The sequence below is a fragment of the Aquincola agrisoli genome (genome assembly GCF_036621135.1).
In the GTDB taxonomy this organism is placed as follows: Bacteria; Pseudomonadota; Gammaproteobacteria; order Burkholderiales; family Burkholderiaceae_C; genus Aquincola; species Aquincola agrisoli.
In genome coordinates, this window is record NZ_JAZIBG010000028.1 from 369,446 (window position 1) to 387,853 (window position 18,408).

The 18,408-nt window shown below is 70.4% G+C and carries 17 protein-coding genes and 1 tRNA gene; 7 read left to right on the forward strand and 11 right to left on the reverse strand.

The window, feature by feature from the left end; genetic code table 11:
- Window positions 1–61: 61 nt before the first annotated feature.
- The 7 genes from V4F39_RS13450 to V4F39_RS13480 all read right to left on the reverse strand — a co-directional run bounded on the left by V4F39_RS13450 (window position 62) and on the right by V4F39_RS13480 (window position 9,227).
- Complete coding sequence (locus V4F39_RS13450; RefSeq protein WP_332290013.1) at window positions 62–1,258, reverse strand: acetyl-CoA C-acyltransferase; 1,197 nt, start codon at window positions 1,256–1,258, stop codon at window positions 62–64.
- Between the two features lie 115 nt (window positions 1,259–1,373).
- Window positions 1,374–3,767, reverse strand: a complete 2,394-nt coding sequence (locus V4F39_RS13455) for a 3-hydroxyacyl-CoA dehydrogenase NAD-binding domain-containing protein (RefSeq protein WP_332290014.1) — start codon at window positions 3,765–3,767, stop codon at window positions 1,374–1,376.
- A gap of 11 nt (window positions 3,768–3,778) precedes the next feature.
- A complete protein-coding gene (locus V4F39_RS13460; RefSeq protein ID WP_332290015.1) occupies window positions 3,779–4,225 on the reverse strand; it encodes a DUF2147 domain-containing protein in 447 nt (148 codons plus the stop codon).
- Window positions 4,226–4,251: 26 nt separating this feature from the next.
- Entirely contained in the window at window positions 4,252–6,042 is a 1,791-nt protein-coding gene (locus V4F39_RS13465; protein WP_332290016.1) for an acyl-CoA dehydrogenase C-terminal domain-containing protein, read from the reverse strand.
- A 61-nt stretch (window positions 6,043–6,103) separates the two neighbouring features.
- Entirely contained in the window at window positions 6,104–6,799 is a 696-nt protein-coding gene (locus tag V4F39_RS13470) for a TetR/AcrR family transcriptional regulator (RefSeq protein ID WP_425606867.1), read from the reverse strand.
- An 83-nt stretch (window positions 6,800–6,882) separates the two neighbouring features.
- Window positions 6,883–7,893 carry an FHA domain-containing protein gene (locus V4F39_RS13475; RefSeq protein ID WP_332290017.1) on the reverse strand — a complete coding sequence of 337 codons (1,011 nt, stop codon included), beginning with the start codon at window positions 7,891–7,893 and terminating at the stop codon, window positions 6,883–6,885.
- A complete protein-coding gene (locus V4F39_RS13480) occupies window positions 7,863–9,227 on the reverse strand; it encodes a S1 family peptidase (protein WP_332290019.1) in 1,365 nt (454 codons plus the stop codon). Before V4F39_RS13480 ends, V4F39_RS13475 begins: the two co-directional genes overlap by 31 nt.
- A 115-nt stretch (window positions 9,228–9,342) precedes the next feature.
- On the opposite strand from V4F39_RS13480, the gene V4F39_RS13485 reads away from it, so the two are divergent.
- The 4 genes from V4F39_RS13485 to V4F39_RS13500 all read left to right on the forward strand — a co-directional run bounded on the left by V4F39_RS13485 (window position 9,343) and on the right by V4F39_RS13500 (window position 12,687).
- Window positions 9,343–9,900, forward strand: a complete 558-nt coding sequence (locus V4F39_RS13485) for an HNH endonuclease (RefSeq protein WP_332290020.1) — start codon at window positions 9,343–9,345, stop codon at window positions 9,898–9,900.
- A gap of 129 nt (window positions 9,901–10,029) precedes the next feature.
- On the forward strand, window positions 10,030–10,620 hold the full coding sequence (locus V4F39_RS13490; protein ID WP_332290021.1) for an outer membrane lipoprotein: 591 nt from the start codon (window positions 10,030–10,032) through the stop codon (window positions 10,618–10,620).
- Window positions 10,621–10,660: 40 nt separating this feature from the next.
- The gene (locus tag V4F39_RS13495) at window positions 10,661–11,371 is read left to right on the forward strand and encodes a c-type cytochrome (protein WP_378234950.1); all 711 of its coding nucleotides are present in this window, start codon (window positions 10,661–10,663) and stop codon (window positions 11,369–11,371) included.
- Complete coding sequence (locus V4F39_RS13500) at window positions 11,368–12,687, forward strand: c-type cytochrome (RefSeq protein ID WP_332290022.1); 1,320 nt, start codon at window positions 11,368–11,370, stop codon at window positions 12,685–12,687. The genes V4F39_RS13495 and V4F39_RS13500 overlap by 4 nt, the downstream gene beginning before the upstream one ends.
- Window positions 12,688–12,711: 24 nt before the next feature.
- Here the strand turns inward: V4F39_RS13500 and V4F39_RS13505 are convergent, their stop codons facing one another.
- A complete protein-coding gene (locus tag V4F39_RS13505; protein ID WP_332290023.1) occupies window positions 12,712–12,951 on the reverse strand; it encodes a hypothetical protein in 240 nt (79 codons plus the stop codon).
- Between the two features lie 188 nt (window positions 12,952–13,139).
- Here V4F39_RS13505 and V4F39_RS13510 point away from each other — a divergent pair, with 188 nt between their 5' ends.
- Window positions 13,140–14,672: a methyl-accepting chemotaxis protein gene (locus tag V4F39_RS13510; RefSeq protein ID WP_332290024.1), complete on the forward strand. Its 1,533-nt coding sequence runs from the start codon at window positions 13,140–13,142 to the stop codon at window positions 14,670–14,672.
- A 62-nt stretch (window positions 14,673–14,734) separates the two neighbouring features.
- A complete protein-coding gene (locus tag V4F39_RS13515; RefSeq protein ID WP_332290026.1) occupies window positions 14,735–15,535 on the forward strand; it encodes a substrate-binding periplasmic protein in 801 nt (266 codons plus the stop codon).
- Between the two features lie 108 nt (window positions 15,536–15,643).
- On the opposite strand, the gene V4F39_RS13520 is transcribed toward V4F39_RS13515, so the two are convergent.
- The 3 genes from V4F39_RS13520 to hrcA all read right to left on the reverse strand — a co-directional run bounded on the left by V4F39_RS13520 (window position 15,644) and on the right by hrcA (window position 17,458).
- Window positions 15,644–16,012, reverse strand: a complete 369-nt coding sequence (locus V4F39_RS13520; RefSeq protein WP_332290027.1) for a hypothetical protein — start codon at window positions 16,010–16,012, stop codon at window positions 15,644–15,646.
- A gap of 295 nt (window positions 16,013–16,307) precedes the next feature.
- A tRNA-Ile gene (locus V4F39_RS13525) sits at window positions 16,308–16,384 on the reverse strand.
- A 42-nt stretch (window positions 16,385–16,426) separates the two neighbouring features.
- Window positions 16,427–17,458 carry a heat-inducible transcriptional repressor HrcA gene (hrcA, locus tag V4F39_RS13530; protein ID WP_332290028.1) on the reverse strand — a complete coding sequence of 344 codons (1,032 nt, stop codon included), beginning with the start codon at window positions 17,456–17,458 and terminating at the stop codon, window positions 16,427–16,429.
- 69 nt (window positions 17,459–17,527) lie between these two features.
- Here hrcA and V4F39_RS13535 point away from each other — a divergent pair, with 69 nt between their 5' ends.
- Window positions 17,528–18,403, forward strand: a complete 876-nt coding sequence (locus V4F39_RS13535; protein ID WP_332290029.1) for an NAD kinase — start codon at window positions 17,528–17,530, stop codon at window positions 18,401–18,403.
- The last annotated feature ends 5 nt before the right edge of the window (window positions 18,404–18,408 follow it).

An 18,408-nucleotide genomic window follows, 5' to 3' on the forward strand; every position in this document is an offset into this window, starting at 1 on the left:
GCCGGTACGCTGGTGCGGCCCCCTCGAGGGGGTGCGCCGAAGGCGCTCCGGGGGTGGGCCTTTACACCCGCTCGAAGATGCCGGCGGCGCCCTGGCCGGTGCCGACGCACATCGTGACCATGCCGTACTTGAGCTGGCGCCGGCGCAGCGCGTGCACCACGGTGGCGGCACGGATCGCCCCGGTGGCGCCCAGCGGGTGGCCGAGTGCGATCGCGCCGCCCATCGGGTTGACCTTGCTCTTGTCGAGACCCACGGTGTTGATGACGGCCAGCGCCTGCGCGGCGAAGGCCTCGTTCAGCTCGATCCAGTCCATCGCGTCGAGCGACAGGCCGGCTGACTTCAGCGCCGCGGGAATCGCCTCGATCGGGCCGATGCCCATGATCTCCGGCGGCACGCCCTTCGACGCAAAGCTGACGAAACGCGCCAGCGGCGTCAGGTTGAACTGCTTGACCGCCTTTTCCGACGCCAGGATCAGGCAGCCCGCGCCGTCGCTGGTCTGGGAGCTGTTGCCCGCGGTCACGCTGCCCTTGGCCGCGAACACGGCGCGCAGCTTGGCCAGGCCTTCCAGCGAGGTATCGGGGCGCGGGCCTTCGTCGAGCGACAGCGTGCGGGTGCGCACATCCACCTCGCCGGTGGCCAGGTTCGGCAGGCGGTCGAGCACCTCCACCGGCACGATCTCGTCGGTGAATTCGCCGGCCTGCTGCGCGGCCAGCGCCTTCAGGTGCGACTGCAGCGCGAACTCGTCCTGCTGCTCGCGGCTCACCTTCCATTGCTGCGCGACCTTCTCGGCCGTCAGGCCCATGCCGTAGGCGATGCCGACGTTCTCGTCGCGCTCGAAGATCGCCGGGTTGAACGACGGCTTGTTGCCGCTCATTGGCACCATGCTCATGCTCTCGGCACCGCCGGCAATCATCACGTCGGCCTCGCCGACGCGGATGCGGTCGGCCGCCATCTGCACGGCCGTGAGGCCCGAGGCGCAGAAGCGGTTGACGGTGACGCCCCCCACGGTGTTGGGCAGGCCGGCCAGCAGCGCGCCGACGCGTGCGACGTTCAGGCCCTGCTCGCCCTCGGGCATGGCGCAGCCGACGATCGCATCCTCGATCGCCTTCGGGTCGAGCCCGGGCACCTGCTTCAGCGCGCCATGGATGGCCGCGACCAGCAGGTCGTCCGGCCGCGTGTTGCGGAACGCGCCGCGCCCCGACTTGCCGATCGGCGTGCGCGCCGCGGCGACGATGTAGGCGTCCTGTACTTGTTTCATGTTCGTCCTTCGCTCGGTTGCGGGTTCTCAAGCGGCCGTCACGGATCCGGCTCTGCGCCGGTCTGTCGATGGCGCCCCCTTGAGGGGAAGCGCCCTTGGGCGCTCCGGGGGTGGGCTAGTTCCTCACAGGCTTGCCGGTCTGCAGCATCCCCATGATGCGTTCCTGCGTCTTGGGGTGGTCGAGCAGCGCGCAGAAGCGCTGGCGTTCCAGCGTCATCAGGTACTCCTCGGTCACCAGCGATCCGCCGTCCACCTCGCCGCCGCAGACCACCTCGGCGATCAGGCTGCCGATGTGGAAGTCGTGCGCGCTGATGAAGCCGCCATCGCGCATGCCGACGAGTTGCGCCTTGATCGTCGCGATGCCCGAGCGGCCGGCCACGGGGAAAGGCTTCTTCTGCGGGGCCCGCCAGCCGCTGGCGGCCATCGCCTTTACCTGCGTGCTGGCCACCGACAGCAACTCGTCCTTGTGCGGCACGATCACGTCGTCGTCGAGCAGGTAGCCGATCTTGCGGGCCTCGTTCGCGCTGGTGGCGACACGCGCGGTGGCCGCGGCGGTGAAGCCCTCCTTCAGGAAGGCGAGCAGATCGGTGCCGGGCGCCTTCTCGGCCGTCTCCGCCGCGCGGCGGGCGATGTACGCCAGGCCGCCGCCGCCCGGGATCAGGCCCACGCCCACTTCCACCAGGCCGATGTAGCTCTCCATCGCCGCGACGCGCTTGGCGCAGTGCACGGCCAGCTCGCAGCCGCCGCCCAGCGCCAGGCCACGGACGGCCGCGACGACCGGCACCGCGGCGTAGCGGATGCGCAGCATCGCGTCCTGCAGCTTCTTCTCCTCGGGCGCGATGCCCTTGCCGCCGCTCTTCATGAACACCGGCATCAGCGCCTCGAGGTTGGCGCCGGCCGAGAACACGTCGTCGGGCGACCAGATCACCAGGCCCTGGTACTTCGCCTCGGCGATGTCCACCGCCTTCAGCAGGCCTTCGGTCACGGCGGGGCTGATGAGGTGCAGCTTGGCGGTGATGCTGGCGATCAGCACCTCGCCGTCGAGCGACCAGACGCGGATCTCGTCGTTGCGGAATTCCTCGGTGCCGCTCTTCAGCGCCTCGGGCGCGCCGCTGCCGAACACGGCCTCGGGGAATGGCTGGCGCTGGTAGACCGGCAAGGTGCTGCGCGGCACGAAGCGGCCCTGCGACGCGCTCCACGAGCCCTCCGGCTGGTGCACGCCGCCGCGCTCGGCGACCGGCCCCTCGAACACCCACGACGGCAGCGGCGCGTTCGACAGCGCCTTGCCGGCCTCGATGTCTTCCTGGATCCACCCGGCCACCTGCAGCCAGCCGGCCGACTGCCACAGCTCGAACGGGCCCTGGCTCATGCCAAAGCCCCAGCGCATCGCGAAGTCGATGTCGCGCGCCGATTCGGCGATGTCGGCCAGGTGCACCGCAGCGTAGTGGAAGCCGTCGCGCAGGATGGCCCACAGGAACTGCGCCTGCGGATTCTTCGATTCACGCAGCAGCTTCAGCCGCTCGGCCGCGGGCTTCTTCAGCATGCGCACGACGATCTCGTCGGCCTTGCCGCCCGAAGGCACGTAGGTGCCCTGCGCCGCGTCCAGCCGCAGGATGTTCTTGCCCTCCTTCTTGAAGAAGCCGGCGCCGGTCTTCTGGCCCAGCGCGCCCTGCTCGATCAGCTGGCCCAGCACCGGCGGCGTGGCGTAGCTGGCGTAGAACGGGTCGTCCTTCAGGTTGTCCTGCAGCGTCTTGATGACGTGGGCCAGCGTGTCGAGGCCCACCACGTCGGCCGTGCGGAAAGTGCCCGAGCTGGCGCGGCCCAGCTTCTTGCCGGTGAGGTCGTCCACCACGTCGACGCTCAGGCCGAACTTCTCGGCCTCGATCATCGTGGCCAGCATGCCGGCCACGCCCACGCGGTTGGCGACGAAGTTGGGCGTATCGATCGCGCGCACCACGCTCTTGCCGAGCGCGGTGGTGACGAAGCTCTCCAGCTGGTCGAGGATCTCCGGCTGCGTGGTGGGCGTGGGGATCAGCTCCACCAGCGCCATGTAGCGCGGCGGGTTGAAGAAGTGGATGCCGCAGAAGCGCGGCTTGATGGCCTCGGGCAGCACCTCGCTGAGCTGGGTGATCGACAGGCCCGAGGTGTTCGACGCCACGATGGCGTGCGGCGCCAGGAACGGCGCCATCTTCTGGTACAGGTCGAGCTTCCAGTCCATGCGCTCGGCGATCGCCTCGATCACCAGGTCGCATTCCTTCAGCAGCTCGCTGTGCTCCTCGTAGTTGGCCTGCTGGATCAGCGCGGCGTCCTCCGGCACGCCCAGCGGCGCGGGCTTGAGCTTCTTCAGGTTGTCGATCGCCTTGATGACGATGCCGTTCTTCGGCCCCGTCTTGGCGGGCAGGTCGAACAGCACCACCGGCACCTTCACGTTGACGAGGTGGGCGGCGATCTGCGCGCCCATCACGCCGGCGCCGAGCACGGCCACCTTGCGGACATTGAATCGAGTCATGGGTTCTCCTGTTATTCCACGCGTAGCCACGTCTGGGTGCGGCCGAGCAGCGGTGTGCCGATGTAGCCACGCACCTCCAGCTTCTTGCCGCCGTCGACGGGCTTGAGGCGCACCTTGTACGTCTTGCCGTCCTCGGGATCGAGGATCTCGCCGCCGTCCCACAGACCCGGCTCGCTCGGCATCGACTTCACGTTGCGCACGATCACCAGGCCGAGGATGGGCTTGTCCTTATCGTCGCCCCTGCACTTGTCGCACACGACCTCCTGCCTGGCGGGGTCCATCAGCTTCTCGATGCGACCGCTGAGCACACCGGCCGCATCCGCGATGCGCACGACAGCCTTTTCCTGCTTGCTGGCGTCGTCGATCGTCTTCCAGAGCCCCACCGGCGTTGCTTGCGCGGCCGCCAGCGAAGCCATGCAGGCCAGCAGCGCACCGCTCCAGAACTTCTTGTGGTTCATGTCTTGTCTCCGGCACCTGCGGCCGCTCAGAACAGCGCCTCGTCCATCGCCATCAGCGGCTCCAGCCCCGCGCGGCAGCTGCGGATCAGGCCTGCCGTCTCCGGCAGCAGCTTGGCGAAGTAGAAGCGCGCGGTGTGCAGCTTGGCGGTGTAGAACGGGTCACCGCTGCCCTGCTTCTCCAGCGCCACCTTGGCCATGCGCGCCCAGAAGTACGCGAACACCAGGTGGCCGGCCACGCGCAGGTAGTCGACCGCGGCGGCGCCCACCTCGTCGGGGTTGCGCATTGCCTTCATGCCGATCTCGGTGGTGAGCTTGGTGACCTTGTCGCCCAGGTCGGCCAGCGGGTTGATGAACTCCTGCATCTCCTCGCTCACGCCTTCGTCCTCGACGAACTGCGCCACCTTCTTGCCGAAGGCCTTGAGCTTCTTGCCGCCGTCGGCCAGCACCTTGCGCCCCAGCAGGTCGAGCGACTGGATGGTGTTGGTGCCCTCGTAGATCATGTTGATGCGCGCATCGCGCACGTACTGCTCCATGCCCCATTCGGCGATGTAGCCATGGCCGCCAAACACCTGCATGCAGTGCGAAGTGGCGAGCCACGCGTTGTCGGTGATGAAGGCCTTGATGATGGGCGTGAGCAGCGCCACCTCGTCGGCCGCGGCCTGGCGCTCCGCGTCGTCGCTGCTGGCCAGCTCGGTGTCGAGCTGCAGCGCGGTGTAGATGGCCATCGCGCGGCCGCCCTCGGCGAAGGCGCGTGCGGTGAGCAGCATCTTGCGCACGTCGGGGTGCACGATGATCGGGTCGGCCGGCTGGTCGGGCGCCTTGGGGCCCGACAGCGCACGCATCTGGATGCGGTCCTTCGCGTAGGCCACCGCGTTCTGGTAGGCCACCTCGGTGAGGCCCAGCGACTGGTTGCCCACGCCCAGGCGGGCCGCGTTCATCATCACGAACATCGCGGCCAGGCCCTTGTGCGGCTGGCCGACCAGCCAGCCCTTCGCGCCTTCGAGCGTGATCTGCGCGGTGGCGTTGCCGTGGATGCCCATCTTGTGCTCGAGCCCGGTGCAGAACACCGGGTTGCGCTCGCCCAGGCTGCCGTCGTCCTTCGGCAGGAACTTGGGCACCACGAAGAGCGAGATGCCCTTGCTGCCGGCCGGTGCGTCGGGCAGGCGGGCCAGCACCAGGTGCACGATGTTGGCGGCCAGGTCGTGCTCGCCGGCGGAGATGAAGATCTTGCTGCCGCTGATCCGGTAGCTGCCATCGTCCTGCGGCTCGGCCTTGGTGCGCAGCAGGCCGAGGTCGGTGCCGCAGTGCGGCTCGGTCAGGCACATGGTGCCGGTCCATTCGCCGCTGGTGAGCTTGGGCAGGTAGCGCTGCTGCAGCTCGGGCGACCCATGGGCGTGCAACGCCTCGTAGGCGCCGTGCGAGAGGCCGGGGTACATCGTCCAGGCCTGGTTGGCCGAGTTCATCATCTCGTACAGGCACTGGTTGAGCGTCACCGGCAGGCCCTGCCCGCCGTAGGCCGGGTCGCAGCTCAGCGAAGGCCATCCCCCCTCCACGTACTGCGCGTAGGCCTGCTTGAACCCGGCGGGCGCCTGGACCTCGTGCGTGGCCTTGTCCAGCGTGCAGCCTTCGCGGTCGCCCGACTGGTTGAGCGGAAACAGCACCTGCGATGCGAACTTGCCCCCCTCCTCCAGCACGGCGTTGATCGTCTGCGCGTCGATCTCGGCATGCGGGGGCAAGGCCTTCAAGCTGCCTTCGGCGTCGAGCAGTTCATGGAGCACGAACTGCATGTCGCGCAGCGGGGGGGTGTACTGAGGCATGGGCGGTGTCTCCTCGACAGGGGTGGCTGGAAGCTCAAGAACAGGCGCGCGCGGCGGGGCTTCAGCGGCCCGGCGCAGCGGCAGGGCCGGCAGGCGCGGCGTAGTGGTCGACGATGCGCTCGAAGGCGGTGCGCGCGCGCTCCACCGCGCCTGGAATGCGCAGGAAGCGGGCGTCGTGGTGCAGCGCCAGGATCAGGCCGTGCACCTCGAACAGCATCTGCAGCGCATCGGTCTCGGGGCGCAGGTGGCCCGCGTCGATCGCCAGCCGGATCGCACGGTCGAGCGCGCCCTGCCAGGAACGCACCATGTCGGCGAGCGCGTCCCGCACAGGGCCGGGGCGGTCGTCGAACTCGACCGCGCCGCTGATGTAGATGCAGCCGGAGTCGACCTCCACCGACACGCGCCGCACCCAGCGCTCGAACAGCGCCCGCAGGCGCGGCAGGCCGCGCGGCTCGCGGATCGCCGGGTAGAAGACCTCTTCCTCGAAACGGGCGTGGTACTCGCGGATGACCGAGATCTGCAACTCCTCGCGCGATCCGAAGTGCGCGAAGACGCCGGACTTGCTCATCTGCATCACTTCGGCGAGCACGCCGATCGACAGCCCTTCCAGCCCCGCGCTCGAGGCCAGGCCCAACGCGGCATCAAGGATGGCCGCGCGTGTCTGCTGACCCTTCTGCAAGGGCGCGCGGGCCGAGCGCAGGGAGGGCGCGGCGGTGCTGGGCGAAGGCGGCGGTACGGCTGGAGGCACGGCGGGCAAAAGAAACGAACGATCGTTCTATTTTGCAGGCATTCGATGCTCGTGAACAGGCCCCTTCGGATTTTTTTACGCGGACGGGGCGGTCACTCCGATTCAGCGGGCTCTGCCTCGTCCGGCTCGTCCGGCTCGTCATGCGCGCGGGCGTCGAGCGTGGCGCGTAGCGATCCTGTCGACTCGACGAACGCCGACGACTCGACGGGGCGCGCGAGGCGCCACCCCGGCTGCGGCAGCACGCTCATGTAGAGCGGCCCCACCCACGGCGCCTCGTTCTGGTGGCGCAGCGTCATCCCTACCGCCCCGGCAGCCGCCAGCATGCCCGCGGCCATCGCCGTCAGGGTGCGCCGGCGCTGCGGCAGCACCAGCGCGGCATGGCACACCAGCCAGGCCACGGCGCCGACGGCCATCAGCGGGTCGATCCAGCGAAAGAGGCCCGGCCACGCCAACGCCGCGGCCGCGAGCGGCAGCACGGTTCCGGCGAGCGTCAGGCCGAACGCAAAACGCACCGACAGCGCCCAATGCGACTCGAAATCGAAGCGGTGGCGGAACAGCTTGGACGCCAGCGCCCACAGCGCCGACCACAGCGACAAGGCCAGCGGCGGCGCGAACACCACCGACAGCCAGTCGGACGGCCGGCTGCCCGGATCGAGCCGGACCCAGTGCTCGCCGAGCAGCATCGCCCACAGCGCCAGCGCATAGCCCGTCGTGGCCAGCGCGCGCCGCCGGCCCGCGGCACTGCCGGCCAGCGGCTGCTCGGGGGCCAGCACGTCGCCCGCCAGCCGCACGCGCACCCGCGTCAGGCCGATCTGCCAGCCGCCGCGTGCTTCGTCGAGCGGCATGCGCGCCCCGTCGCGCAGGCGGCGCCGGCCGGCCCACACGCCATTGACCGACGGCCCCGCCACCAGCCAGAGCCGGTTGTCGCCGTCGGCCTCGATCCAGGCATGCCGCGCGGCGACGTGCGGGTCGTCCAGGACGATGCTGCAGTCCAGCCCGCGGCCGATCGATGCCGGCCAGGCCACGACGTCGTGCTGGCGGAGCAGGCGGCCGTCGCGGTCGAAGACCTCGATCAGTGCGAGGCGGGCTTCGGCGGCAGCCATGTGAATCCCTTCAGGTAGTGGTCGGCCAGGCGCTGGGCGTTGTCCCAGCTCACGCCGTGCGCGTCGAAGCGGCCCTGCGCACCGGACGTCCGGGCGTCCAGCGTCGCCGCCAGCACGCTCACGTCGTAGAGGCCGGGCAGCTTGCGGTAGGCGCGCAGGCAGATCACCGACCGCAGCGGCAGGCCCTGTGCTCCGTCGCGGACCTCGCCCTCGCGGCAGGCCGGCGCGGTCAGCTGCCGCGTCTTGTGGCCGAAGGACTCGTTGCGGAAGCTCCCGCTGTACCGTTCCGCGAAGCGCAACGCACCGATCGCCCGGCCGTCGTAGGCCTCATGGCGCACCGACAGGTGCCCGGTGAAGAGGCTGCCGTCGATGTAGACCCGGCTGTCCATCGCGCAATCGGAGCGCTCGAACTCCAGCCCGCGGTTGCCCGGCGGCGTGCTGCCGCCCCAGCAGCGCATGAAGTCCTCCTGCGGCACCGGGATCGCGTACCGCGGGTGGCCGGCCTGGCGCCACGGCCGCGCGATGAAGGCATCGGTGAGCCGCTGCTGGTGCACGAGCAGCTGCCGGGCGATCTCGCCTTCCATCGGCTGCGTCACCGGCGCGGCCTCCCGGTGGCCTTCGAACAAGGCCCGGGCCGGCGCGGCGGGGACCAGGAAGCTGACCTGCTCGCCATCGCGCCGCGAAGCGACGTTGACGCCGATGACCCGCCCGCGGTCGTCGAGCGCCGGCCCCCCGCTCATGCCGGAGCTGAGCGAGCCGCCGAAGAAGATCGTCGGCACGAAGCTGCGCTCGACCATGCCGTTGTAGGCGCCCTCCACCACCGCGAAGCCGACGTCGAGCGGATTGCCGAGCGAGAAGATGCGTTCGCCACGGGCCAGCGGCTGCTGCGCCGCGCGGAAGTCGAGCACGCCGCGCACGGCCAGCGGCGCCGGATCGACCGCGCGCAGCAGGGCCAGGTCATTGACGACATCGACCGCCAGCAGCTGCAGCGCGCCGCGCTGCCCGTCGTCGGTGCTGTAGACCAGCCGGTAGCGCTGCGGCTGCAACGCCATCATGCTGACGACGTGGTAGTTGGTGATGAAGTGGCCGGCGGCGCTGACCAGGAAGCCCGAGCCGACCGACGCCTGGCTGTCCTGCGAACGCAGCAGCGTGCGCACCTGCACCAGCCGCTGGCGGGCGCTATCGTAGACCCGCTGCCCGCCTGCCGATGCCGCGGGCGCGCCCCCGGCCGACGCCGCCGGCGCGGGCGGCTCCCCCCTCGCCGGCCCCTGGGCCCAGGCCGGCAGCACCGCTGCCACTGCCGCGGCGAGGGCAGCACGTTGAATGAACTGCATGGCCGCATTCTCGTCCCAGCCGGGCCGAGGCCGAGCGCTGTGGTAGGGATGATTCAGCTGATGTTGAGTCCTGTCACAGCGACGCGCTATCCTGCGCGGTGGAAGGTTCGCCACCATGGACGTGTTGCAGCTCGATGTGTCTGGACGCCCGCAAGCCTGGATCACCGCGCGTGAAGCCGCGGTGATCTATGCCAGCGACGGCGTGGCCTGGACGCTCGGCGACCCCATGCAGGTGCTGCGCGGCGGCATCCAGCGCGCGACCGGCCGCCAGTCGACGATCGAGGTGCATTCCATCATCGCGGTGCGCGGTGCGATCCCGAGCCGGGCATGGCGGCAGTCGCCCGCGCTCTCCAACCACAAGCTGTTCGCGCGCGACCGCCAGGTCTGCGCCTACTGCGGCGGGCACTTCGCGATCGACGACCTGACGCGCGAACACATCGTGCCCACCTCGCGCGGCGGGCACGACACATGGATGAACTGCATCACCGCATGCCGCGCCTGCAATGGCCGCAAGGGCAACCGCATGCCCGAGGAGGCGCACATGACGCTGCTGTACCTGCCCTACGTGCCGAGCCTGCACGAGGACATGATCCTGCGCGGCCGCCGGATCCTGGCCGACCAGATGGAGTTCCTGCTCGCCAGCGTGCCCCGCTCCAGCCGGCTCCATACGTAACCGGCCTTCGGATGGCGGCCCCACGCCGACAACATTCCCTTACCGGGCGGCAACGAACGACGCCGGCCGGTTGAGGTCAACTCCACGAGGCCTCTGCCCGTTGGGCATGCACGTTCCGGAGAACCCAAGATGTTTCGCACCCGCCCCCCGCGCCGCCTGGCCGGTGTCACGGCCCTGACCCTGGCCGCCCTCGTGGCCGCCTGTTCCACCACCAGCCCCGACGTCGTGCAGCGCGGTGACGCGCAGCGCCTGTCGCAGGTCCAGGACGGCGTCGTGCTGTCCGTCCGACAGGTCAGGGTCGACGGCAGCCAGAGTGGCGGCGGCGGCGTGACCGGTGCCGTCGTCGGCGGCGCGCTGGGCGCATCGCGCAGCCACGGCACCGAAGCCGCGGTGATCGGCGTGATCGGCGCGGTGGCCGGCGCCGTCATCGGCAACACCATCGAGCGCACCGCCACCCGCGAGGACGCCTACGAGATCCTGGTGCAGCTGCCCAGCGGCGAGCGGCGCGCCATCGTCCAGGCGCGCGGCAACGAGACGCTGCAGGCGGGCGATCCGGTGATCCTGGTCACCACCAGCGGCAAGACCCGCGTGACCCGCGCACCCGCCGGCACCGTGCCTGCGCGCAGCGCGCCGGCGCCGGTGTATTCGCCAAACGCGCCCGCAGCGACCCCTTCGGTGGCGCCGATGTACTCGCCCGTCGGCCCCGGCACGCGCAGCTGACGCGGCCAGCGCGCTGCGCCGGCGGGTTAACCTCCCGCCCATGCTGATACGTTCCCTGGGTGGGCTGTTCGTCGCAGCCGCCATGACCGCGAGTGCGGCTGCACAGGCCGCGCCGCGCGTCGAAGACTCGATGGCGCAGCGCATGCAGGCCTGCACCGCCTGCCACGGCAAGGAAGGCCGCGCCGCACGCGATGGCTACTACCCCCGCATCGCCGGCAAGCCCGCCGGTTACCTCTACCACCAGCTCGCCAACTTCCGCGACGGCCGCCGGCATTACGCGCTGATGGGCGAGCTGCTCGCGCCGCTGAGCGATGCCTACCTGCAGGAGATCGCCGCCTATTTCGCGTCGCTCGACCTGCCCTACCCGCCACCGCAGGCCCCCACCGGCAGCGCCGAGGAGCGTGCCCGCGGGCAGCGCCTGGTGTTGCAGGGCGATCCTTCGCGCGGCATCCCGGCCTGCGCCAGCTGCCATGGCGCGGCACTGACCGGCGTGGCGCCGGCCGTGCCGGGCCTGCTCGGCCTGCCGCGGGACTACCTGAACGGCCAGCTCGGCGCCTGGCGCACCGGCCAGCGCAAGGCGCACGCCCCCGACTGCATGGCGCAGATCGCGCAGCGGCTGGCACCGGAAGACATCGGCTCGCTGTCGCATTGGCTGGCGGCCCAGCCGCTGCCGGCCAACCCGCATCCGGCGGTCGAGGCGCCGTCGGCCTGGCCCCTGCCCTGCGGCGGCGTCCCCGGAGCCACGCCATGACGTCGCTGAAACGGCTCCTGTGGGCCCTGCTGGGCCTGCTCGTCCTCGCGCTGGCGCTGCTGGCCGGGCGCATCGTGCTGGAACTGCGCGACACCCGCGAAACCCGCCCCACCTCGGCGACGACGCCCGCCTCGGCAGCCCACGCGCCGGCCGACGTGATCGCCCGCGGCGAGTACCTCGCGCGCGCCGGCAACTGCCTGGCCTGTCATACCGCGCGCGGCGGCGCCCCCGGCGCCGGGGGGGCGGGCATCCCGACGCCCTTCGGCACGGTGTACGCGTCCAACCTGACGCCCGACCCCGCGACCGGCCTGGGCCGATGGAGTGCCGACGATTTCTGGCATGCGCTGCACGAAGGCCGGTCACGCGACGGGCGGCTGCTGTACCCGGCGTTTCCCTATCCCAACATCACGCACACCACCCGCGCCGACGCCGACGCGATCTACGCGTACCTGCAGACGCTGCCGCCGGTGAACCAGCCGGCACCCGCGCACACGCTGCGCTTCCCGTACAACACGCAGATCGCGCTGGCCGCCTGGCGCACGCTGTATTTCCGCCCGGCCGCCTTCGAGCCCGATCCGGCACAGCCGGCGGAGTGGAACCGCGGTGCCTACCTCGTCCAGGGGCTGGGCCATTGCAACGCCTGCCATGCCAGCCGCAACGTGCTGGGCGCCACGCGCAGTGCACTCGACCTCGGCGGCGGCCTGATACCGATGCAGAACTGGTATGCACCGGCGCTCGACGCCGCGCACGAAGCCGGCGTCGCCGAATGGCCGGTGGCCGACGTCGTGCAGCTGCTCAAGACCGGCAGCACCCGGCAGGCATCGGTGATCGGCCCGATGGCCGAGGTGGTGCTGCACAGCACCCAATACCTGAGCGATGCCGACCTCGGCGCCATCGCCACCTACCTGCGCGCGCTGCCGCAGCGGGCGTCCGGCCCACGCCCCGGCGTCCCTGCCGAGCGCAACGCCGATCGCCAGGCCCGCGGCCAGGCGGTCTACGAGCGCCATTGCGTCGCCTGCCACGGCGCGCGCGGCGAAGGCGCGCCCGGCATCTACCCGCCGCTGGCGGGCAACCGCGCGGTGACGATGGAACCGCCGGCCAACCTCGTGCGCATCGTGCTGGGCGGCGGGTTTCCGCCGGCCACGGCAGGCAATCCGCGGCCCTATGGCATGCCCCCCTTCGCGACCGTGCTGCCGGACGAGGACATCGCCGCGGTCATCACCTACCTGCGCAGCGCCTGGGGCCACCAGGCCTCGCCGATCACGACGTTCGAGGTCAACCGTTACCGCACGGGCTCGACGGCCGGCGGCTACTGACGGCACCGGCCCTTCGCGTCGGCCTCACACGTCGAGCGTGTAGACCTCCGCACCCGCGCGCTCGGCGCGGCTGTGGCCTTGCAGCGCCTCGTCCCAGTCGGCGTCGAGTGCCGTGCGCGTCGGGGTGAGGGCCGCGGTCATCACGGCGACCTCTTCCGTCGAGGCGTCGATCTCCGAAACCAGCGCACGGGTGTCGTCGAAGAGCCGGGCCACCATCGAGCCGCCGGCATCGATGATGACGAGGAACCTGGCGGGCTTTTGCATGGGCAGGGCCTTGGAGCGAGTACGGATGCCTCCGAGGATAAGCGCTGCAGGAACCGAGGCGCCAGCCTGCCGCGGCACGGCGCGGCGGTTCATTGATTGGCACATAGACCGCCACTTCGGGCAAATCACCCCTTCACTTCTATCGAATGCCGCCGAAACCCGTGTGAAGCCTTGTGGAAAGCCCTGCCATGTTCCGATCCCTGCGTTGGTCCCTGTTGTCGATCGGATTGGCCGGCGTGGCGGCCGCGGTGTGCGTGCTGGCCCAGGCGCTGTGGAGCTTCGAGCGGCTGAACGATTCTGCCGAAGCCGCGCTGCTGGGCAAGGACGTGGTGGCGGATATCCTGCCGCCGCCGATGTACCTGATCGAGCTGCGCCTGGTGCTGTCGCAGGTGGTCGAGGGCACGATGGGCCTGCGCCAGGCGCAACAGCAGGTCGAGCAGATCACCCGGGACTACGGCGCCCGCGTGGCCTACTGGCAGGGCCGCCTGCCGCCCGAGATCGACCACCAGCTGCTGGTGCGGCAGCACGAGACGGCCGAGCGCTTCATCGACACCGCCCGGCAGCAGGTGCTGGCGCCGCTGGCGCAAGGCCGCGGCGCCGAGGCGGGCCGCGGCCTGGCCGCAGCCGATGCGCTGTACCGCGCCCACCGGGCCAGCGTCGACGAGACCGTCCGCCTCGCCACCGACTTCGCCACGCGCAACATGGCGGGCTTCCAGCAGACGCGCCTGCACGGTTCGCGCACGATGCCGCTGACCACCCTGCTGCTGGTGGTCATGGCCATGGGTTGCTACCTGCTGTCGCGGCGCAGCATCCTGGCGCCGCTGCGCGAGAGCGCCGCGCAGGCCCGGGCGGTGGCCGCCGGCGACCTCTGCGCCACGGTGCAGGTGGTGCGGGCCGACGAGATCGGCGCCCTGCAGTCCGCGCTGAACGAGATGACGGGGCAGCTCGCGCACATCGTGGGCGACGTGCGCAACGGCATCGACGCCATCGCCGCCGCCTCCGCGCAGATCGCGCATGGCAACCAGGATCTCAGTGCGCGCACCGAGCAGCAGGCGGGGCAGCTGCAGCAGGCGGCCTCGTCGATGGACGAGATGGCCTGCGCGGTGCGCGCCAACGCCGACCGTGCCCGCGGTGCCAACGAGCTCGCGGTCAATGCCTGCGGGGTGGCGGGCGAGGCGGGGCAGGTGGTCGGCCGCGTCGTGTCGACCATGGCCGAGATCCGCGACGCCAGCCGCCACATCGCAGAGATCACGGGCGTGATCGACGGCATCGCGTTCCAGACCAACATCCTCGCGCTCAACGCGGCGGTGGAGGCGGCCCGGGCCGGCGAGCAGGGGCGCGGCTTCGCCGTCGTCGCCGGCGAAGTACGCCTGCTGGCCGGGCGCTGCGCCGAGGCGGCCAAGCAGATCAAGCGGCTGGTCGACACCAGCAACGCCCGCGTGGAAGCCGGCCATGCGCTGGTGGGCAGCGCGGGGCGGACGATGGACGACGTGGTGGCGCAGGTGCAGGGCATGACGCGGCTGATCGCCGACATCGCGGCGTCCAGCGGCCAGCAGGACGACGGCGTGCGCCAGATGAATGCCACCGTCACCGGACTCGACGCCACGACGCAGCAGAACGCCGCGCTGGTCGAGCAAACGGCCGCCGCCGCGGACAGCCTGCGGCAGCAGGCCGGGCGCCTGGCCGAGGCGGTCACGGTGTTCCGCCTCCAGGCGGCTTGAGCAGCCACGGACCGCACGCCGCGGGCCCTAAGATGGATGAACCGGTCCACCAGGAGGTGTCGATGCCTTCCCCCACCACCAAGCGATCCCGGCTGGTCGGCTCGCCATCGGGCTGGGCCAGGATGCTCGCGCTGGCCGTCATGCTCGTGGCCGGACCGCCGCAGGCGCAAGCCGGGGCTGAAACGATCGTGGTGTACGGCAGCGACCAGTTCCCGCCGGTCTCCTACCTGGCCGAGGGCAAGGCCGAGGGCGTGTTTCCGGCCATCCTGGCCCGCCTCGAGAAGGAAACCGGGGACCGCTACGACATCAAGCTCATGCCCTGGGCCAGGGCCTACTGGATGGCGGAACAGGGCAAGGGCGCCGTCGCCAACATCTCCTGGAACAGCGAGCGCGAGAAGTTCCTCGACTTCTCCGTGCCGATCTACCCGGCGGAGGTTGTGCTCGTGGTGAAGAAGGGCCAGGAATTCCCGTTCACGAAACTGTCCGATTTGCACGGCAAGCGCATCGGCGCCGGGCTGGGATCGAGCTACCGCGACGAGGTGGACCAAGCGATCGCCAGCGGCCTGATCAAGGTGGACCGCGACCCGAACCAGCTGAGCCGGTTGAACAAGCTGCTCGCGGGCCGGGTGGACGCCATCTTCGTGGGCACCGGCCGTCCGGGCGTGAAGGCGATGGTCGAGTCAGCGCCGCAGCCCCAGGCGCTGGAGGAACAGCTCGTGGTCCTGCCCAGGCCGGTCACCGTGGATCCGCTGTACCTGGCCATTCCCAAGTCGATGAACAAGAAGGACGCGCTGGCCCGGCTGAACGCCGCGTACCTCAAGCTGCGCAACAGCGGCCAGTTGGACGATCTGCTGCCGAAGTAGCGGGGGCGCCTCGGCGCTGGACGGCCACCCAGCGCCCCGGCTCGGCCAGGGCCGCAGACAGACGCGAACACCCCGGGCTTGGCGCCGTCCGGAGGTCGAGCCCCACCCTTATGGCTTGGTCGCCGCGCCGTCTTGCACGGCGACCGTGGCCGCAGGTGCCGATGCCACGGGCGCAGGGGCTGCCGGCACCGTGGCAGCAGCCGGATCCAGCACGACGTTGACCGACTCCGGGTACTTCCACATCGCGCCGGTCATCATGTCCACGATGCCGAGGTCGAGAAAGATCCCGCCGACCACCCCTGCTGCCTGCGTCTTGCTGACCAGACGAAGGGTCTTGTCTTCATGGCCCTGCGCCTTGCAGAGCAGGATGATGTCGCGCGCTCCCTTGCCCACCGTCAGCGTCTGCTGCGAGCGGGTGACGGTGCCCAGTTCAACGCCCTCGCGCGAAGCCACGCAACGCGCTTCTTTCGGGTCCATCGAGATGATGATGGACTGCGACGTGCCATCGGTGATCGATGCGCAGCCGTTGAGGAGAACGACGGCGGCCGCGGCTCCAACTATTTTTTTCATGCACGTGCTGGCTGTCGGCCAGTTCCATTGACGCCCCTCCGGCGCAACCAGATGTTACGGTCCGGTCTCATAGATGAGCCGTGCCACTATTTGCCTGGCATGGAACCGCGGAGGCGTGCTTGGCGGCGTGCCGTTGACGCGCTGGCAACCGACGCCGCCAGCTCGGAAGTACGGCACGTGGCCGAGCTGCGTCCAGCGCTATTGGTAGGCCGTGTTGGACTTGAACCAACGACCAAAGGATTATGAGTCCTCTGCTCTAACCGACTGAGCTAACGGCCCCCTGGGGAAAGCCGCGGATTGTAGGAGCGCCGGCGCGGGCCTTCAGCGAGGCTGCGACAGCGCGTTGCCGACCAGCCGGGACGTGATGTCGACGATCTGGATCATGCGGTCGTAGTCCATGCGCGTGGGGCCGATCACGCCCAGCGTGCCGACCACCTGCCCGTCGACCTCGTAGGGCGCGCTGACGACCGACAGCTCCTCGAACGGCACGACGCGGCTCTCGCCGCCGATGTAGATGCGCACGCCCTCGGCCCGGCTGCTGACGTCGAGCAGGCGCATCAGCTGCGTCTTCTGTTCGAACAGATCGAACATCTTGCGCAAGGAGCCCATGTCGTTGCCAAAGTCCTGCACCGCCAGCAGGTTGCGCTCGCCGCTGACGACGACGCGGTCGGTGTTTTCCTCCAGCGCCTCGCCGCCGGCCTGCACGGCCGCCTTCATCAGCGCGGCGATGTCGCCGCGCAGGGCCTCGATCTCGTGCTGCAGGCGCTCGCGCACGCCCTCGATCGTCAGGCCGGCGTAGTGCGCGTTGAGGAAGTTGGTGGCCTCCACCAGCTCGCTCTGGCTGTAGTCGCGCGCGGTGAAGATCACGCGGTTCTGCACGTCGCCATCGGGCGCCACCAGGATGAGCAGCACGCGCCGCTCGCCCAGCCGCAGGAACTCGATGTGGTGGAAGACGCTGGTCTTGCGCGGCGCGGTCACCACGCCGACGAAGTTCGACAGGCTGGACAGCATCTGCGCGGCCGTGGCGATCACGCGCTTGGGCTGGTCCGGCTGCAGATGGCCGCTTGCCGCGGCCATGTCGGCCGGCACGTCGCCCAGGCCCAGGGGCCGCGCGGTCAGCATGGCATCGACGAAGAGCCGGTAGCCGCGCGCCGTGGGCACGCGGCCGGCGCTGGTGTGCGGGCTGGCGATGAGGCCCATGTCCTCCAGGTCGGCCATCACGTTGCGGATGGTGGCCGCCGAGAGGTCGAGGCCCGAGGCGCGGGACAGCGTGCGCGAGCCCACAGGCTGGCCGTCCGCGATGTAGCGTTCGACCAGGGTCTTCAAGAGGGTTTTGGCGCGCTCGTCGAGCATGATTTTTCATTGTACGGAAGCGCGCCGCGCCCCGGAGCCGCCACACGGTGATGGTGTAATCGACGCGCTATGGGGAACCGCTTCCGTCACGCCGCCATCGTCGGCAAGTACCAGGCGCAGGGCATGCGTGCGCTGCTGGAGGAGATCGCCCAGTTCCTGCTGAGCCGCGGCCTCGAAGTCTCGATGGAACGTGACACGGCGCACAACACCGGCCTCTCGGCCGACTACGGTGCGTTGTCCACGGCGGAGATGGGCGAGCGCTGCGACCTGGCGGTCGTGGTTGGCGGCGACGGCACGATGCTCGGCATCGCCCGCGAGCTGGCCCGGCACAACCTGCCGCTGGTCGGCATCAACCAGGGGCGGCTGGGCTTCATCACCGACATCACCGTCGGCCAGTTCCGCGAGGCGCTGGCGCCGATGCTCGACGGCGACTACGAGGAAGAGCACCGCAGCATGCTCGAGGGCGGCGTCTGGCGCGACGAACGCCCGATCTTCGAGAGCATGTCGCTCAACGACGTGGTGGTGAGCCGGGGCGCGACGGCCAGCATGGTGGAGCTGCGCATCCACATCGGCGACGAGTTCGTCGCGAACATGCGGGCCGACGGCCTGATCATCGCGTCGCCCACCGGCTCGACCGCGTACGCCCTGTCGGCGGGCGGGCCGATCCTGCATCCGGGCATCGCCGGCTGGGTGCTGGTGCCGATCGCCTCGCACACGCTGAGCAACCGGCCGATCGTGCTGCCCGACGCGGCGGAAATCGCGGTCGAGATCGTCGCCGGCCGCGACGCCTCGGCCAACTTCGACATGCACAGCCTGACCAGCCTGCTGCACGGCGACGAGGTGCGTGTGCAGCGCTCGGCGCACAAGGTGCGCTTCCTGCACCCGCGCGGCTGGAGCTACTACGCCACGCTGCGGCGCAAGCTGCGCTGGTACGAAGGGGTCTGACCGCC

What these genes read in the sequence shown, in the direction of transcription:
- V4F39_RS13505 (WP_332290023.1), bottom strand. Translation starts at nt 12,951, where the DNA reads ATGCAAAAGCCCGCCAGGTTCCTCGTCATCATCGATGCCGGCGGCTCG.
- V4F39_RS13500 (WP_332290022.1), top strand. Translation starts at nt 11,368, where the DNA reads ATGACGTCGCTGAAACGGCTCCTGTGGGCCCTGCTGGGCCTGCTCGTC.
- V4F39_RS13515 (WP_332290026.1), top strand. Translation starts at nt 14,735, where the DNA reads ATGCCTTCCCCCACCACCAAGCGATCCCGGCTGGTCGGCTCGCCATCG.
- V4F39_RS13455 (WP_332290014.1), bottom strand. Translation starts at nt 3,767, where the DNA reads ATGACTCGATTCAATGTCCGCAAGGTGGCCGTGCTCGGCGCCGGCGTG.
- V4F39_RS13490 (WP_332290021.1), top strand. Translation starts at nt 10,030, where the DNA reads ATGTTTCGCACCCGCCCCCCGCGCCGCCTGGCCGGTGTCACGGCCCTG.
- V4F39_RS13450 (WP_332290013.1), bottom strand. Translation starts at nt 1,258, where the DNA reads ATGAAACAAGTACAGGACGCCTACATCGTCGCCGCGGCGCGCACGCCG.
- V4F39_RS13475 (WP_332290017.1), bottom strand. Translation starts at nt 7,893, where the DNA reads ATGGCTGCCGCCGAAGCCCGCCTCGCACTGATCGAGGTCTTCGACCGC.
- V4F39_RS13510 (WP_332290024.1), top strand. Translation starts at nt 13,140, where the DNA reads ATGTTCCGATCCCTGCGTTGGTCCCTGTTGTCGATCGGATTGGCCGGC.
- V4F39_RS13485 (WP_332290020.1), top strand. Translation starts at nt 9,343, where the DNA reads ATGGACGTGTTGCAGCTCGATGTGTCTGGACGCCCGCAAGCCTGGATC.
- V4F39_RS13495 (WP_378234950.1), top strand. Translation starts at nt 10,661, where the DNA reads ATGCTGATACGTTCCCTGGGTGGGCTGTTCGTCGCAGCCGCCATGACC.
- V4F39_RS13520 (WP_332290027.1), bottom strand. Translation starts at nt 16,012, where the DNA reads ATGGACCCGAAAGAAGCGCGTTGCGTGGCTTCGCGCGAGGGCGTTGAA.
- hrcA (WP_332290028.1), bottom strand. Translation starts at nt 17,458, where the DNA reads ATGCTCGACGAGCGCGCCAAAACCCTCTTGAAGACCCTGGTCGAACGC.
- V4F39_RS13535 (WP_332290029.1), top strand. Translation starts at nt 17,528, where the DNA reads ATGGGGAACCGCTTCCGTCACGCCGCCATCGTCGGCAAGTACCAGGCG.
- V4F39_RS13480 (WP_332290019.1), bottom strand. Translation starts at nt 9,227, where the DNA reads ATGCAGTTCATTCAACGTGCTGCCCTCGCCGCGGCAGTGGCAGCGGTG.
- V4F39_RS13465 (WP_332290016.1), bottom strand. Translation starts at nt 6,042, where the DNA reads ATGCCTCAGTACACCCCCCCGCTGCGCGACATGCAGTTCGTGCTCCAT.
- V4F39_RS13460 (WP_332290015.1), bottom strand. Translation starts at nt 4,225, where the DNA reads ATGAACCACAAGAAGTTCTGGAGCGGTGCGCTGCTGGCCTGCATGGCT.